General features: G+C 46.2%; 9 protein-coding genes and 1 pseudogene. 2 read left to right on the top strand and 8 right to left on the bottom strand.

The features are described from left to right. Positions 1-4: 4 nt before the first annotated feature. From tgt to ACUHGC_RS06200, 8 genes and pseudogenes are all read right to left on the bottom strand, one after another. On the bottom strand, positions 5-1,165 hold the full coding sequence (tgt, locus tag ACUHGC_RS06235; RefSeq protein WP_446834751.1) for a tRNA guanosine(34) transglycosylase Tgt: 1,161 nt from the start codon (positions 1,163-1,165) through the stop codon (positions 5-7). An 88-nt stretch (positions 1,166-1,253) separates the two neighbouring features. Beyond that, a complete protein-coding gene (gene queA, locus ACUHGC_RS06230) occupies positions 1,254-2,342 on the bottom strand; it encodes a tRNA preQ1(34) S-adenosylmethionine ribosyltransferase-isomerase QueA (RefSeq protein WP_446834750.1) in 1,089 nt (362 codons plus the stop codon). A gap of 259 nt (positions 2,343-2,601) precedes the next feature. Next, a pseudogene (locus ACUHGC_RS06225) lies at positions 2,602-4,094 on the bottom strand (DASS family sodium-coupled anion symporter). Positions 4,095-4,307: 213 nt separating this feature from the next. Continuing rightward, the gene (gene recC, locus ACUHGC_RS06220) at positions 4,308-7,721 is read right to left on the bottom strand and encodes an exodeoxyribonuclease V subunit gamma (RefSeq protein ID WP_446834749.1); all 3,414 of its coding nucleotides are present in this window, start codon (positions 7,719-7,721) and stop codon (positions 4,308-4,310) included. 62 nt (positions 7,722-7,783) lie between these two features. Continuing rightward, on the bottom strand, positions 7,784-8,098 hold the full coding sequence (locus ACUHGC_RS06215) for a DUF5374 domain-containing protein (protein ID WP_446834748.1): 315 nt from the start codon (positions 8,096-8,098) through the stop codon (positions 7,784-7,786). After that, positions 8,079-8,759, bottom strand: coding sequence for a DUF2572 family protein (locus ACUHGC_RS06210; RefSeq protein ID WP_446834747.1), 681 nt, complete (start codon positions 8,757-8,759; stop codon positions 8,079-8,081). The genes ACUHGC_RS06215 and ACUHGC_RS06210 overlap by 20 nt, the downstream gene beginning before the upstream one ends. A 2-nt stretch (positions 8,760-8,761) precedes the next feature. Beyond that, positions 8,762-9,517, bottom strand: coding sequence for a prepilin-type N-terminal cleavage/methylation domain-containing protein (locus ACUHGC_RS06205; RefSeq protein WP_446834746.1), 756 nt, complete (start codon positions 9,515-9,517; stop codon positions 8,762-8,764). Beyond that, positions 9,480-10,001, bottom strand: a complete 522-nt coding sequence (locus tag ACUHGC_RS06200) for a prepilin-type N-terminal cleavage/methylation domain-containing protein (RefSeq protein WP_446834745.1) — start codon at positions 9,999-10,001, stop codon at positions 9,480-9,482. Before ACUHGC_RS06200 ends, ACUHGC_RS06205 begins: the two co-directional genes overlap by 38 nt. Positions 10,002-10,253: 252 nt before the next feature. Here ACUHGC_RS06200 and ACUHGC_RS06195 point away from each other — a divergent pair, with 252 nt between their 5' ends. Both ACUHGC_RS06195 and ACUHGC_RS06190 read left to right on the top strand, forming a co-directional pair. Continuing rightward, on the top strand, positions 10,254-12,020 hold the full coding sequence (locus ACUHGC_RS06195; protein WP_446834744.1) for a ShlB/FhaC/HecB family hemolysin secretion/activation protein: 1,767 nt from the start codon (positions 10,254-10,256) through the stop codon (positions 12,018-12,020). Between the two features lie 59 nt (positions 12,021-12,079). Then, complete coding sequence (locus ACUHGC_RS06190; RefSeq protein WP_446834743.1) at positions 12,080-17,326, top strand: two-partner secretion domain-containing protein; 5,247 nt, start codon at positions 12,080-12,082, stop codon at positions 17,324-17,326. Positions 17,327-17,334: the final 8 nt, after the last annotated feature.

Genomic DNA, 17,334 nt, shown 5'->3' with positions numbered 1-17,334 from the left:
AAAGCTATTTTGCCGCGGTAAATGCGTGATATTCATTCAACGCAGGCACAGGCTTGCCGATACGGGCATAAAACTGCTCAACAAACGCTTCTAACTCGCCGTTGTCAATCGCGGCACGTAGCTGTTCCATTAAGCGTTGATAATAACGCAGGTTATGAATGGTATTCAGGCGCGCCCCCAAAATCTCACCGCACTTGTCCAAATGATACAGATAGGATTTGGTGTAGTGTTTACAGGTATAACAATCACACTCTGCTTCCAGTGGTGAAGTATCCTCACGGTATTTGGCATTGCGAATTTTGATTACGCCGTCGGCGGTGAACAGATGCCCGTTGCGCGCATTGCGGGTCGGCATCACGCAGTCAAACATATCAATCCCACGGCGCACGCCCTCCACCAGATCTTCCGGCTTGCCCACACCCATTAAATAGCGCGGTTTGTCCGCTGGAATTTGCGGGCAAACATATTCTAAAATCCGGTGCATATCCGCTTTCGGTTCGCCGACCGCAAGCCCGCCGACCGCATAACCGTCAAATCCGATATCAACCAAACCTTCCACCGAAACTTTACGCAGTTCCTCATACACGCCGCCTTGAATAATCCCAAACAGCGCATTGGTATTACCCAGCTCATCAAAGCGTTGACGGCTGCGTTTTGCCCAGCGCAACGACATTTCCATCGAATTTTTTGCATAATCAAAATCCGCTGGATATGGCGTACATTCATCGAAAATCATCACAATATCCGAGCCTAAATCGTATTGAATTTCCATGGATTTTTCAGGCGATAAAAAGATTTTTTCGCCGTTAATCGGATTGCGGAAATGCACGCCCTCTTCTTTAATTTTGCGAATATCGCCAAGGCTAAACACCTGAAAGCCGCCGGAATCGGTCAAAATCGGGCCGTGCCACTGCATGAAATCATGCAAGTCGCCGTGTTTGCGCATCACGTCCTGCCCTGGGCGCAGCCACAAATGGAACGTGTTGCCCAACAAAATTTGTGCCCCCGTGGCTTTCACCTCTTCCGGGGTCATGCCTTTCACCGTGCCATACGTGCCCACGGGCATAAACGCTGGGGTTTCCACATGGTATTCCCCTTGCGGGCGTTGAAAGGTTAAGCGCCCACGTCGTGCGCACCCATCGGTTTTATACAGTTCATATTTCATTTTTGCTCCTTCAACGGAAAAACAGTCCGAAGATCATAATCAAAGTGCGGTTGAACAACACTGCACTTTTAGGTCATTAAAACACAATCTAGTCTAATCCTTTGACATCAGGATTTTTAGTAATAAACATCGCATCGCCGTAGCTAAAAAAGCGATAACACTCCGCAACCGCACTTTGATAGGCGTTCATGGTGTTTTTATAGCCTGCAAACGCCGACACCAACATCACCAGCGTTGATTCTGGCAAATGGAAATTGGTAATTAACGCATCAATCACGCGAAAATGCTTGCCTGGATACAAGAAAATCGTGGTGTCAGAAAAATACGGCTTAAGCAGCTTGGTGGCTTGCTGTTGTTCGGCTGCCAAAGCAGCACTTTCCACTGAACGCACTGAGGTTGTCCCCACCGCAATCACCCGCTTGCCCGCCGCTTTAGTGGCTAAAATCGCCTGCACCGTTTGCTCGCTCACTTCCACGTATTCCGCGTGCATGTGGTGATCTTCCACCTTTTCCACCCGAACAGGTTGAAATGTGCCTGCACCGACGTGCAACGTCACAAACGCCAAATTCACGCCTTTTTGTTGCAATTTCGCCAATAAATCCTGATCAAAATGCAGCCCCGCAGTTGGGGCAGCCACCGCACCTGGCACTTGGTTATACACCGTTTGATAGCGCTCTTGATCCATCGCTTCATCAGGGCGATCAATATACGGCGGCAACGGAATGTGCCCGATCTGTTGCAACATCGCCAACAGCGGTGCGCCGTCCACCGTTTCCAGTTCAAACAGCGTATCGTGTCGCGCTTTCATCAACACGGGAATGCCATTGCCTTCACCAAGTTTATCCTCACCCAAGATGAGCAACGCCCCCGGTTGCGGTGCTTTTGAGGCGCGCACATGGGCTAAACAGTTGGTGTCGCTTAACACCCGCTCGACCAACACTTCTAATTTGCCGCCACTCTGCTTGCGCCCAAACATTCGCGCAGGAATCACCCGCGTATTGTTGAACACCAAGAGATCGCCAGCATTCACCAACGCCAACACATCGGCAAACTGTCGATGTTGCAATTCACCGCTCACACCGTCTAAACACAACAAACGGCTGCTTGTTCTTTCTGCCTTCGGATAACGGGCGATCAGCGCGTCGGGCAATTCAAAATTAAAATCAGATACCTGCATCGTTTTCTCTATGATTTCGCGCTCAACCGGCGCAAGTAAAAATAAACACGCTAGTTTATGAGTTGTTGCCGTGTGGTGCAAGTAAATCGTCGTAATTTACGCTATCCGATTTAACCATTCAACGCATAAAAAAATCTGTATCCTATTGCGCGGAAAAATATCTCCGACGTTTAGAATACAGATTATCTACATAAACCACACTTTATCTACTCAAATCAAGCTGACTTCGGTTGAAAGTGCGGTTAAAGGCTCAATGAGATTACCACCAACCCAGCAACTTCATCCAAGCGCGCCGAGTACGAACCAGATTGCCAGCGAGGCAAGTGAAATAACAAAGCTGACTCCCCACCACTGCCCGGCGGTGTTATAACCGGAACCGAACAATGCCGGCCCCGGGCCGCCTGCATATTGTGTCAGGCTCATCGACAGATTCGAGGTGTAACCCAATCCTACTGCCGCTAACATCGGTGGTGTGCCGACTGCCACCGCAGCCGCCAAAAATGCCAGATACATCGCCGAGATATGCGCCATTGCCGAAGCGAAGAAATAACGGGTATAGAAATATACCAAGATCAACACCGAGAACGCGATCAGCCAGTCAAAATTGCCGATCGACGCAGAAATGTGTTCCGAAACCCAAGTGATCGCACCGTATTTATTCAACGCATTCGCCATCATCACCAACACCGCAAACCAGAACATGGTGTCCCATGCGGTTGTTTCGGAAACAATGTTTTTCCACGACATAATATTGCTTAACAGCAAAATGATCAGCCCGATAAACGCCGACACTGTAGCCGAAATGCCGAACATCAGATCACCGACTGTCCAGAGGATCAATAATAAAATAAAGTCCAGCGCCAAGATCCACTCCGCACTGCTCATCGGCCCCATACGCTTCAACTCTTCACGCGCCATTTCCGCCATTTTCGGCGTGTCTTTTAATTCCGGCGGGTAAATCAGATACACCAGATACGGCAGAATGATCAAACTGGCAAGCCCAGGTACAATTGCACCTAAAAACCAAGTCATCCACGAAATGGTAATTCCTTGGCTGGCAGCCAATTCCGCGACCAACGGGTTTCCCGCCATTGCGGTTAAAAACATCGTACACACGATCGTATCAATTTGCGAAACCACAATCGCTAAAAATGCCCCGGCTCTTTTTGCTGTCGGTCCCGGTTTTGAATTATATGCTTCGGCAATCGAACGCATAATCGGATACATGATGCCGCCGCCCCGCGCCGACGCCGATGGAATTCCCGGTGCGATAACCAAATCCGCCAGTGCAATCGCATAAGCAACGCCCATCATTCGTTTGCCGAAGCGAGCGACAAAATACAGCGCGATTCGATTTCCTAAACCGGTTTTAATCACCGCACGAGATAAAAACATCGCAATACCGATTAGCCAAATGGTAGCATTTGAAAAGCCGGACAGCATTCCCACTTCACCGGCAGCCGGTTTAATCGGGGTTAGTCCGGTTAAGGCGCTGATTACCAATGCCACTAAGGTGGCGGCGCCCATTGTCATTGCTTTGGCGATAATCGCCACAATGGTTGCCACAAATAACGCCAACATTCCCCAAGCGCGCGAGCTTAAGCCCTCCGGTGTTGGGATCAGCCAAATGATTAACCCGACAGCAACCGCCAGCAATACGCCTTGCCAGCGGAATCCTAATTTGACCTCGACAGGAACCCTGATCGGTCGGGGTTCACTGCTTGCGGCAACGACACTACTCTCTTTTGTCATGATAAATAGCCTAAATAAAGACGTCCAATTTATAATTAATTACATGATATAAAAAATATCCACGCAATTTTACTATGGTTTTATTTTGCTCGCTAATATTATTTATTAAATGAAAAAATGCGCCGACTCAGCTTGCTGTAACTGAGCAAGTTGTTTTCAGATAAGGAAAGGGAAAAGGAAATTGCGCCGAACCATGTCGGGACAGCGCATTGCTTATGATGTCAATTTTTCGTTCATCAAGCCAAACCATTGTTGCATTTTGAGTTTGATCGCCTCTAAATCCACTGACGGCTGCTGGCTGAGCAGTCGTTGCCAATACGGATCGGCGCGATCGCTGTCGTGGTAGCCGTCTTTCGCCAGTTCTTGAATCGCGTCCCATAGCTGTTTATCCGTTTTTGGTTTATCGGATAGAAAATGCGGATAAAGTGCGGTCGGCAGCAGCAGTAACTGCTGTTCGGCGCGTAGGAAATCAGCGACATAGGCGTTTAATTGTTGCTGCGCCTGCTCCAGTGAAACTTCAGCAAAGGTACAACAAACAACCTTCCCATCGCGGATGCCGTAATAACGCGGCGCCGGTTGCGGAGCTTGTTGCTGCACAATTTGTAAGAGATAATTCAGCCAGCTCTCTATTTGATGTGAAATAGTCAGATTGCCGCTACGCCAACGAATTTGTTGCCCGTGATACAGATTTTCCAATGTGCCTTGCAGCCAATATTCCTGCCCGTCAATGTCTAGCGGCAGATTGATGTTCAAACTATGCGCGGTTTCGGTTAAATACGGTTCGATCACCGCACTGAGCGGCTGCAGCCGTGTGCTGATCGCCTGTTGTGCCAAGCTGGCGAAATGGGCGCGCGGCAGCTCGCCTTGCAATTTAAACTGTTCGAATTGGTGTTGCCAATCGGCTGTCGGCTGTTGCAGCATCTTATCGCTCAACTGATAGCGTTCCAGTCCGGAAAGTTCGAACACTTCGCTGTCTTCCCATTCGTCGTTTTGCTGGCGGAAATATACCCCGAGCTGCTTTTCAAAGAAGTAATGCAGCGGCTCACGCACAAAGCTCAGTAAACGCGACAAATCAATCTGCGGGCTGACCGCACTTGCCGCCGCAAGCGGCTGCACAAACTCGTTGAGATTCTGCTCGTGTTCCGCCACCAACCATTCATGGGCAAAAGAGCGGTTTGGATTTTGCGGATCGAAATTAGCATGACTAAACACCGTCATCGGGTGTTGTTGCAATAATTTTGCCCGCAAAGTATCGTCATCGGCAAGTGTTCCGTCGGGGCGATATTCAGTCTGTTCGAGCAAATAATCCAGTAACTGGCTGACCAACACCGATGGTTGCTGTGCCTGATTATCGGTGAGTGAGCGCCCGACATAGCTGATATATAGGGTTTGCTGCGCCGACAAAATCGCTTCTAAAAAAAGATAGCGATCATCATCGCGCCGCACGCGGTCACCTTTTTGCGGATCATATTGCATTAAATCGAAGCTGTTCGGATTTTGCTGGCGCGGATAATCGCCTTCGTTCATGCCGAGCAGCGCCACCACTTTAAACGGAATCGCACGCATCGGCAGCAAGGTGCAGAAGCTCAATTTGCCGTTCAAAAAGTGAATGCTGTTATCCTCTTGCGACAAATGGCTGGTCAGCAGCTCGGCAACCACTTCGCCGTCTAATTCTGCGCTAAATTCGGTTTCAAGTGCGGTGCGGAACACTTCCTCAATCCGCTGCGACAAAAACAGCAGCGCGTGGCGGCTCTGTTCGGTCTCCAGAAAAAAGTGTTGTAGCAGCCCGTGCAGCTGCTGTTGCCATTCGGCTGCTGAACGCGGTTGCTGCAAGAGCGCGTGCCACTGTTGCAACAGTTGCAAAAATTCACCTAGTTTGCCGACCAGCTGTGCATTCAAACCATAACTGCCGTCAAACGCCACGGTGTTTTGCCAAATGCCGTCAGCTTGGCGCATTGCGCTGCCGAGCAGCATTCGTTCTAAACCGCTCTGCCATGCGTTATAGTTCGGCTCGCCATTTGTCGATTCCGCATCGCTGAATAAGCCGTAACGAATACCGTTTTGCGCCACCCAGCTTTTCAGCGTCTCCAGTTCAGCTAAATCCAGTTCAAAACGGGCGCGCAGTTCGGCAACATCCAACAATCCCAACACCGATTCGGCGCTAAAGGCGCTCTCCTTCAGCTGCAATAATTGCAGGAAAGTCGAGATAATCACATCGCTGTGAGTGTGTTTGCGATCGGCGATTTCATACGCGATAAAGCGTGGATCTTGATAGTTATATTGGGAAAACACCGCATGAATATACGGCACATATTTATCTACATCCGCCACCATCACCACGATGTCTTTCGGCGTTAAACTGCGGTCTTGCGCAAACCAGTGCAGCAGCTGATCGTGCAACACTTCCACTTCGCGCATCGGGCTGTGACAGGCGTGGATCCGCAAGCTCTGATCATCATCGCTCAGCACGAACGGCGGCGGTTGACGCAGCGGTTGCAGATCCAAGATCGCATTTTGCAGCTGCCCCAATAATCCCGACTGCTCGCCTGCGGCATAAGCGTCAATTTCATTGGCTTCGCTTTGGCTGAGCAAATGCAAAAAATCGCGCCCCATTTTGCCCCATGCCGCCAATAGCGGATTGCCGGTTTGTAGATAGCCGAGCGGATTTTGCCAATCATCCTGATCGGCGGCATTTAGCTGTCCGTCGTTCAACCACAAACTGGTGGCGTCGGCGGTTTGCGTTTCAATTTGATGTTTGCTGCGTTGGCGCAATTTCAACGCTTGCAGAAAAGTGCGGTCAACAATATCGCCCCAGTAATAACGGCAAGGATTATTGAAAAACAGATGCACCTCACAATGCTGCGCAATCGCTTGAAAGGTTTGCAAATAGACATTCGGCAACGCGGAAATGCCAAAAATAAATAAACGCGACGGCAGCTGCATCGGTTGATTGGTTGCCAGTTGTTGCAAATAGTCGTTATGCAGCGCCGCCCGGTGCAAACAGCTTTCGCCGCGCTGCAACCCTTGCTGCTGAATGCGGGCATATAACGCGCGCCATAATTTGCCCTGCCAGCTCACCGCACTTTGCAGATCCTGTTGCAGCAATGCCGAGAGTTCACGGTTATTATGTTGTTGGCTGTGACTCAGTTGTTGTAGGATCTCGTCTTCACGCTGCTGTTCCCAGGCTTGAATCCACTCCGGGCGATATACTAAATATTGATCGAACAGATCAGCCAGTTTGCTCGCCAGTTGATACAGTTTTTGCTGTGCGATCGGTTCGCCTAAATATTTTTTCAACGCCGCAAATTCCGGCTGCGCTAACAATTCGGGAATTAAGCTCATCAAATGCCAGTGCATCGCATTTTTCTGGAACGCATTTTGCTGCGGTACATTCGGCAAGTTGCAGTGGTATTGATGCCAGATAAAACTGGCGGGCAGCGGAAAACTGATGTTGGCGGCGACACCGCACTTTTGCGCAATTTGCAGTTTCAACCATTGCGCCATGCCTTGGCTTTGCACCAAAATCTGCTCGCTGTGAAACGGATCGGGCGGCAGATCTCGACTCATCAAGTTGATCAGAATCTCTTTTTGAATCTCTAAATGGTTAGAATAATACAAATGCAACACGCGTGTTCTCCTTTGCCGACAAGTGGTTATTGTCGATAACCGCTGCGCGAATTGCAAGCCGTTTAATCATTTTTCAGCGGGAGTTTCAATTCGCCCAACGCAAACCGCACTTGCACCTGCTGCGGCTGGCAGGCGATCTGAAAATGCAGCTGATTTTGTGTATTCACCGCTTCGCAGTCTAAACCCAATCGCTGGCGCGTCGCCTGATTTTGCGCGATCAATAGCGCTTGGTAGCGTTGATAACTCAGCAAGCCGTCGTGCTGCTGTGCGCTCAGCCAGCGCGCAGTACTTAACAGCACCAGGCTAAACAGCATTAACGCCCACAGCACCGCCAGCAAACTTGCGCCTTTGCGCCATTTATAACGGGTTAAAATCATGCCAACTGTCCGCCTGATATTGCCAATGTTGATAGCGTTCTGCCGCGCGATCCCGCACCTGCGGCGCAAACACCACCGCATTATGCTCGCCAACATCCACGCTGCGATCGTGAATTAACGCGCCAATAATTTTGCCCTCGCCGCGCAGCCGCAATTCGCCCTGCGCCAACACCACACCATAAAAATCGTTTACCAGTGTCCATTCCGTATCGTTCGGCAGCCACAACACCGCACTTTGCTGATAATCCGCAGCACTGAGCGGCAATTGTAGCAGCTGCCATTGTGCGGGATCGGCGACAAAATCCGCCACTTTGGATTGCAATGCTTGCTGCGGCAACCGGGTAAAAAATGCGGTTTTGCGACAAAGCCAATGCTGTTGTTGTGATGACGTTTTGCCGTCGGTAAACGACAAGCGAAACGTTGCGACCGCACTTTGAGCGAGCGCCGCTTGTTGGCAGTGACGATCGGCACCGGCGATCAGGCTTTGCTGCAACAATGCTTCTCGCTGTTGCAAATAACGCAAACGTTCGCCGATGTTGGCACGGTGCAGTGCGAGGATCTCACCGTCAAATAATAAAAATAACGACAAAATTGAACTGAGCCATAACAAACTCCAGAGTGCCGCCATACCATTTCTCAATCGTGAAATCATGCCCAACATAATCACTCCGCCAACAACCGATTATGCAGCGCGATCACAACCGCACTTTGATAACGAATCTGCGGCCGTTTTTTGTATGCGGCTTCTATTTCAACCAACAGACCACGACGAGCTACCAACCAGGAAAAATGCAAACGGTTGACTTGATAAGTATCGTTATCAAGTAGATCGACCCAACCACGGGTATCACAGCCATTTTGCGCCAGATAGCCATGACACACCGACTGCTCACAGTTTTGTATCGTACCGCTCTTATACATTGCTCGGGTTTCGACCATCTTGCTTTTCAGTCGATAGCCGAACAACTCTTTTTGAATCTCACCAGTGGTATTGGTTTGTCCCTCGCGACACTGGCTGCCGTGGTTGCTGCCAAGGCAACCGCTGTGATCGAGATCGTACCAAAACAGTAAACAGCTGGCGCCGGCTTCGCGATTGGCGGCGGTAATCATGGTTGCGCTGCCGTCGGCGTGGTTAAACAGCGTATGATTAGGTTCATTGATACCCGCGTGCCGATAAATAAAACCGCTACGGCTGATGTCTTTTGCCATTAATTGCAACACTTTGTGCGTTTCATGTTGCAGTTGCAGCCGCAATAACAGCTCGCGATTGGCATTTGCCGTCTGTGTGAAAAAGCTGACGATCAACAGCAACAAAAACGAACCGATTGCCGCAGCCACCATCAGTTCCAACAGGCTGAAGCCGCGTTTATATGCGGGCAGCTTAATTGTCGTTAACGCAGGCACTGGCGGCTTGATCATCTTTCACCCTCAAACTTCCGACATTAAACAACGAAAAAATCGACCGCACTTTGCCCGCCTGCAACACAAAACAGGCGGCGGAAAACGTATCGCGCACGCCGCTCAGGCGGCTGATTTCCGCCGGATAATATTTCTTGCTGATAATTTGGGTTTGCGGCGCAAAGGCGGGATAATAAAAGTGCGGTTGCAGTCGGCGCGGACATTGATCGGCAATGAAGCAATCGCACAACAGCGGATCTTTCAATTGCGCGCTCACGCACCACTGTTTTTTCTGCGGATCGCGCTGCACCAGCAAAAACCAAATTTCGCCGGAATTTTCCGCGCGCAGTTGCACATGGCGCAAAAACGCAAACAGCTTGCGCTGCTCTTTTTGCAACGCCTGATGATCCGACAGCCGCTGCCATTGCGGCATCGCTGCCGTCGCCAACAGGCTTAATAAAAACAGCGTTAATAACACTTCCAATAAAGTCAATCCGCTTCGCATCGCCCTTCCTCTTGCGCGTACTTTTCTCGCAGTGTAAAAAATCAGCGAAAAAGTCAAACAGCGGGCAACTTTTTTTGCGATCCGGATCGCAAAAGGGATAAATTGTGGCTTAATTTATCCCTTTATTATTTCACTGCCCCGCCCTAAATAAGATTGACACTTTACATATCAAAACTTACCAACCCACCCTAGTGAGAATCATTATCATTTATAATGGTATTATATATTAATTCTTAGAATAAAAAGAATACGATGACGATGATAAACTTACCGACTCTACAACGTGCGAGATATTCTTTATTTTCCATTTTCTTTTCCGCATCTATGGTTTATGCCTTGCCAAACGATGTTGACGTTTTGGATTTGCAGCAAATCACACATCAACAGCAGCAAGATAAACAGTTACAAAAACAGATGTCATCTTTACAAGATATTCGTTTTGATAAGATAGCAGAGAAAAAGATCACTTTACCCGCTACTGAAAAGCATTGCTTGATGATCCATACATTATCACTAAATGAGTGGAACAATGATCATTACCAAAAGTCTCCTTTGAAAAAACGATTTCCTTCGCTGTTAAATACAATTAAAACAGAACTTGGCTTGACTTTGCCGCGATGTCTTGGATTAGAAAGCATTGAGATTATTTCTAGCCAGTTGCAGAATGAATTGATCCGGCAGGGTTACATTACAACTAGAGTGTATGTGGAAGATCAAGACATCAATCAAGGCGTTATTACATTTACAGTCGTACCGGGCAGAATAAGGCATATTGACTGGAAAGATACAAGTACAACACCACGCTGGAAATCCGGTTTAATTTTTAGTGGTTTGCCCTTAAAACAAGGTGATCTATTGAATATTCGTTCGTTGGAACAAGGCTTGGAAAATTTTAAACGTGTACCCTCGAGTGATCTCAATATTCAAATTATTCCGAACGAATCTGAAAATGCCCTTGTCGGTGAAAGTGATTTATTGCTCGAATATCACCAGCAGTTTCCATTGCGTTTCTCATTAGGATTGAATGACGCCGGCAATAAATCAACAGGTAGATTACAAACCAATATAGGTGTTGCGTTAGATAATCCATTCTCTTTAAACGATCTGTTTTACCTTAATTTTAGCCATTCCTTCAAACAAGGCAGTGATATGCCGGATAAACGTCGAGCACATAACGTCAGTTTTGGTTATTCAATGCCATGGAAAAATTGGTTGTTCAGTGCATTTTTCTCTCAGCACTACTATCACCAAACAGTCTTTGGCTTTTATACCAATTATCAATATTGGGGAAAAAGCAAGAACGGTAGTTTAAAAGGCAGTTATCTTCTTCATCGTAATAGTATGCAGAAAACGTATTTTGATGTTGGCATATGGCAGCGGCAATCCAATAATTTTATTGATGATGTTGAAATTAATACTCAGCGTCGGCGTATAGCGGGTTGGGATATTGGAATACGTCATCAATATTTTTTTCAGCATAGTACGTTACATATCGGATTGAATTATAAAAAAGGTACAGGAATGTTAGGCGCCATACCTGAGCCGAATAAAAAATTAAGTCGCCCTGAAATGTTAAGTGCGAATTTGCAATTTTATCAAGCGATTCAGGTGAATAAATTTCAAGGATATGCGAGTACGGATTGGCAATTTCAATGGAGTAAATCACCATTATTAGCGCATGATTTATTGAGTCTTGGTGGTCGTTATACGGTTCGAGGCTTTAGTGGCGATCTTACTTTGTCCGGTGAACGCGGCTGGATAGCAAGGAACGAGATTGGCTGGCATCATCGGCAAAATCATCAGGTTTACTTGGCAGTTGATCTGGGGCGAATTAGTGGTGAATCACAAAAGTCACATAAAGCAAAAATGTTAATCGGCAGTGCTATCGGCATGAAAGGCGATTTTTCCGGCTATGGTGATCTTGGCTATGATTTTTTTATCGGCAAACCAATTTACAAGCCTAAGCACTTTAATGTCGATAAACATATTTTGGGGTTTAATTTAACTTATTCTTTTTAAAAATAATTCAATAGTACGTTTTAATTTTGCTGTTTAAATATCTAATAAGGAAATAAAAAATGAACAAGCACTTATTTAACGTTATTTTTAGTCAATCCAAACAACTTTTTGTCGTCGTCTCCGAATACTGTCGCCATGATGGCAAAACTCCCCGTTCATCCGCCATAAAAACAACTCGTTTACCGCTTTTTATCCCCTATAGTTTAACAACATTAAATATAGCGATGTTATTGGTATTTTCATCGGATGCAGCCTCTCGAATTATTGCCGACCCAACGGCACAAAGTAACCAAAAAGCCACGGTACTGATTCAAAATGGAAAACCATTGATTAACATTCGTACGCCAAGTACTGCTGGCGTAAGCCATAATGTTTATCAGCAATTTGATGTTGATAGCGAGGGGGTTATTCTTAATAACAGTAAAAATAATCCTTGGTTAGAGAAAAATGAGGCGAAAGTCATTTTAAATGAAGTGAATTCACATAATGCCAGTAAATTAGAGGGAGCAATTGCAGTTCAAGGGCGAAAAGCTGATGTGATTATAGCCAATCAATCAGGGATTACTGTTAATGGCGCCAGTTTTACGAATGCCGGAAATGTAACCTTGACTACAGGCAAACCCGCTCTAAATCAAGGTGATATTGGAGATATTACAGTTGAAAAGGGCGTAATCACTGTTGGAAAGAATGGGTTGGATAGTCGACAAGCAGATTACACGCAACTCCTTGCCAGAACCGCCACGATTCAAGGAAAAGTACAGGCAAAATCACTCGGCATCGTAACGGGTAAAAACAAGATTAACTATCAAAATGGTACGATACAAGTACAAAAAGGTAAAGGTGAACGCCCTCAAGTTGCTATTGATGTGGCCGAACTAGGTGGTATGTATGCCGGCAAAATTAACCTGTTGGCAACAGAAAGTGGTGTGGGTGTAAAAAATTTAGGCACGTTACAAGCCACAAACGGGCAATTGATCCTCACGGCTGACGGAAAATTAGAAAACCGAGGAACGTTGCAAAGTGATATCGTTTCGCTGGCAACAGTGAGAGATGATATTGAAAATAGCGGCAAACTACAGGGTAAAAGTGCGGTAATGATTTCTGCCGGTCGAGATGCCATTTTATCGGGCAATGGCATAACACCCACAAGAAATACGCAAGGAAAGGAAACATTGGCGCAAGGTCAAGTGGTAATCCAAGCTAAAGGCAAAGTAAAATTGCATGACAATACACGTATTGAAAGCAGTAAATCTGTGCCACAGCAAGATATTCAACTTGCAGCAGATAAAATTGATACCGGAGTAAATGTGCAGCTCGTTTCAGCCGGTGAACTGAAAATGGCGGGTAAACACAGCATTGTTACTCGAAGAGATACCCAGTTTTCCGCAGAAAAGGATATCGTATTATATAGCAACCGTGATATTCACTTATTACATACTCAGCTGAAAAGCGAGAAAGGTAATCTTGTCCTTCAAAGTGAAGATCCGGTGGTTTCTGCCAAAGATAAACCTGCTGTAAACACTACGCCATTGGCTGATATTATGCTAGAAGAAGGTTCTCTATTTGCCGGTAAGCATATTTTAATGAAAGCGGATAAAAAATTGCACTTGTTCAGAACTCAAATTGACAAGGCAACGGATATGAATCTAGCGGCCGGTGATAAATTGAGTTACTTTCTTCCCATGCTGAAAAATTCAACAACAGATCAAAATAATCTAACAGGCAATGTATCTCTCTATGGAAAACGAATCACACTGGGAAATGCGCCCACAACTGCAAAATTACAAGCACAAAATATTAGCCTTATTGCGAATGACGGTTTGTTATCTATCGGCGATAACAATCAACTCAGTGCCAAAAAAAATCTCGATATCGCAGCGTTAAACGGTGATATTCAGACAACGAACCTACATACAACCGCACTTAATGGCACATTATCGGTATTGGCAAAACATAATACCCGCCTAATGGAGAAAAACAGCATAAAAACCGTTTTGCAAGGTAAACACGGAATGACTCTCGGCTCGGTGGGTAATGGGATCTTGCAGCTTCCGACTGCTTTTCGCTCGAATGCCGAAAACGGAAATATCCATTTGCAGGCGGGCGGACATTTAACAACAGATTTTAAACACGCCGAAAATAAAAGCCGAGGATTAAGTTTAGTTTCAGACACAGGCAACATTGAGTTGAAAAATGCCACGTTAGAACTAGCTGAAAACGGACTGTTGTTGAATGCCGGAAAAGGGGCTGTTAACATTGAAAATGTTACCGCAAATGCTGCGAATGGCATGATTAGCATTTCAGCACAAGCAAATATTAAACTGAGCCAAACACAATTGAACGCAAAAGAAATTGTGATTAGCAGTAATAAAGAGATTAATCAAAATCAAGACGCAACAACGACCAACAGATTTATAGCCACGGATATTTTGTCTCTCTACTCTGCCGGTTCACAACACCTTAATAATACAACACTACAAGGCGGCGCACTAATCCTCACGGCTAAGCATGGTGGTTTTAATATTCAAGGCAATACAGATTGGAAATCCGTTGGCAGCGCCAACTTGAAAAACAATTCTAAAACAAAAAGTATCAACGGTGCATTCAGTATTGAATCTAAAAATCATTTAACACTGTTACCACAATATAGTCTTCGTGCATTGAGTGATTTGTCGATTAAAACGCAAAATCATTTATTGCTGCGTGGCATAGCCGGAAAACAAGGTAATTCATCTGCGCAAGTCGTAAAACTAAATGCCGGCGGGAGAATAGATTTAACTGCCGGTGCGGTAACACTGGAAGCCTCAGAATTAAAATCCAATCATATTAATATCACTTCCACCACAGGCAATATTGAACTGACCGCACTGAAAAATAGCGCAGAGAGATATAGTGATGTAAATGCAGCTATAATACTGCTAAAAAAAGAAATTCAACATATAGAAGAACAAGCTGAAAAAATAAAAAATAGTAGAAAATGGGGTGGATTTAAAAGACTTGAATTACGGAAACGGTTAGCGCCGCTAAGAGAAAAACAATCACAGATACAATCTATCATTAATATTATGATAGGTCCTAAAAAAGGCTATGAGCATCGTGGCGCAACATTGACCGCAGGAGCGATCAACCTCTTGTCTACAGGCAGTATTCGCATTGAATCAGCAAAAATGGTTGCCGGTGATACGGTTAATATCAAATCACTCGGAACAACACCGACAAAAAATGAACAACCTGCTTACGGGGTACTGATTAACGGTTCATTGGAGGTGTTTGAAAAGGGGAAAGAGGGGCATAATAGCCATAGTTATGCCGTATTTAATACGCCAACTGAAATAACTGCTAAAAACGGTATTACCATTGAATCAACCGCGCAAAGTGCGGATGCTAATTTGATTATCAGCGCCACGGATTTGCAAGCCCCTAACGGCAAGATTAGCTTATATGCCTATAATGATATGCGTTTGGAAAGTGGACAAGAAGAGTTTTATAGTTATAACTTCCGCAGCTATAAATCCGGCAAATGGTATAAGCGTAAACGAGTTACTGAAACGAACACCAGTAAATCTTCGACGGCTAACCCAGCTTCGCTGACCGCACAATCACTGGATCTGAAAGCCGGCGGCAATATTGAACTGTATGCGACTGAGCTCAATGCGCCAAAAGGCAGCATTAACATTACTGCCGGTAAAGCATTGAGCCTGTATGCAGTAGATGAGGAAAACTACCATAAACACGAAAAAACCAAAAAATCGAAATACTTCGGTTTTATCTCCGGCGGACGTTCAACATCATCAAGCAGTAAAGCGCTGCAATCGGCATTGCCCGCACGTTTAGTCGCAAAAAGTGCGGTAACCCATTCCTGCTGGGATACGCTATTACAAGGCACACAGTTCACCATCTTAACACCGGCACACATTCGTGTTGGTGTGGGTGAACACGCACGCAAAGATGCCAAAATTATGTTTGAAGGCATTAAAACCAAAGTGATTGAAATTCAAAAATCGCAATCCAAATCAGCACTTTGGCAATCAATGAAAGACCGTGGCAGCATTGTTGAAACACTCAATTTACCAACCTTTACCGGGCCGACACCGGTATTCACTGCACCGGGTGGATTATCCGTTCAACTGCCGCAAGGCGCATTCAGAACGGAAGTTGAGAAGCTGGCAAAACAACCGGGGATGGAATACCTCAACAGCATCATTCAGCGCAAGGACGTAGACTGGAAACGGGTAAAACTGGAATATGAAAAATGGAATCATAGTCAACAAGGGCTGAGTGGCGCAGGGGCGATTATTGTGGCAATTGCGGTGGCAGTGGCAACCGGCGGAGCGGGTGCCGCCGCATTTCCGACTTTAGCGACAACCGCGGTTGGTGAGGCAATGGTGAATGCTGCAATGACAAGCTTGATTACTCAAGCCTCGATTTCAACCATTAACAATCGGGGGGATTTAGGCAAAGTCTTTAAGGATTTGGGCAGCAAACAAACCGTAAAATCATTGGCAACCGCCGTAGTCACTGCCGGTGTAATGGAAAAAGCGGGCGGTTTAGGCAAGATGCAGCAATGGAAGAATAGCGATATTTGGACAGATAAGCTCAGCTATAATTTAGTCAACAACGGCATCAGCGCATTGAGTAGCGCCACCATTAACGGCGAAAGTTTGGAAAAAGCCTTAAAACGAGGGTTGTTAAGTGCGATAGCCGAGACCGGGCAAGGGATTGCAGCAAATCACATCAAAGGATTAAGCGATTTCAGCAGCAGCGAATTTGCCAACCGGTTTGTGCATAAACTGGCACATGCAGTCGCCGGTTGCGGCGCAGGCGCAACGGTTGGGGGCAAGTGTGTTGACGGCGCGGTCGGAGCGGTGATTGGTGAGATAACAGCAGAGATTATCGGCAATAACAGCGAGTTAAAATACACCAAAGAAGAGCAAGATAAACTGCTGGGCTATGCCAAAATTGCCGCCGCTTCAGTTACTGCATATCTTGGCGGCAATGCAAATACGGCTGTAGATACGGCTCACACAGCGGTGATGAACAATTATTTGTCGGATTGGCAGGAGAAGCAGAAACAACATGAATTAGCACAATGTGCAACAGCTTACTGCCGAGTCATAACACATATTCAATGGACAGTGCTAAGTGCGGGTCAGGACGCTTCGTTTGCGACAGGTATGCTGGCAGCAGTGCCGGAATCACTGTATGACATGGTAAAAGGACTTGCGGATATGGCTGTAAGCCCGATTCAGACATTCAAAACTGCTAAAACAATGATTATGCATTTTCTAAACTCAAAGATTCAATAAAGCAGGAC

Source organism: Testudinibacter sp. P27/CKL/0425, assembly GCF_052931395.1.
This window is presented reverse-complemented; position numbering and strand designations above follow the sequence as displayed.

Excerpts from the sequence above, each read along its gene's own strand:
- tgt (WP_446834751.1), bottom strand. The coding sequence starts at position 1,165 with ATGAAATATGAACTGTATAAAACCGATGGGTGCGCACGACGTGGGCGC.
- queA (WP_446834750.1), bottom strand. The coding sequence starts at position 2,342 with ATGCAGGTATCTGATTTTAATTTTGAATTGCCCGACGCGCTGATCGCC.
- ACUHGC_RS06215 (WP_446834748.1), bottom strand. The coding sequence starts at position 8,098 with ATGATTTTAACCCGTTATAAATGGCGCAAAGGCGCAAGTTTGCTGGCG.
- ACUHGC_RS06210 (WP_446834747.1), bottom strand. The coding sequence starts at position 8,759 with ATGTTGGGCATGATTTCACGATTGAGAAATGGTATGGCGGCACTCTGG.
- ACUHGC_RS06205 (WP_446834746.1), bottom strand. The coding sequence starts at position 9,517 with ATGATCAAGCCGCCAGTGCCTGCGTTAACGACAATTAAGCTGCCCGCA.
- ACUHGC_RS06200 (WP_446834745.1), bottom strand. The coding sequence starts at position 10,001 with ATGCGAAGCGGATTGACTTTATTGGAAGTGTTATTAACGCTGTTTTTA.
- ACUHGC_RS06195 (WP_446834744.1), top strand. The coding sequence starts at position 10,254 with ATGACGATGATAAACTTACCGACTCTACAACGTGCGAGATATTCTTTA.
- ACUHGC_RS06190 (WP_446834743.1), top strand. The coding sequence starts at position 12,080 with ATGAACAAGCACTTATTTAACGTTATTTTTAGTCAATCCAAACAACTT.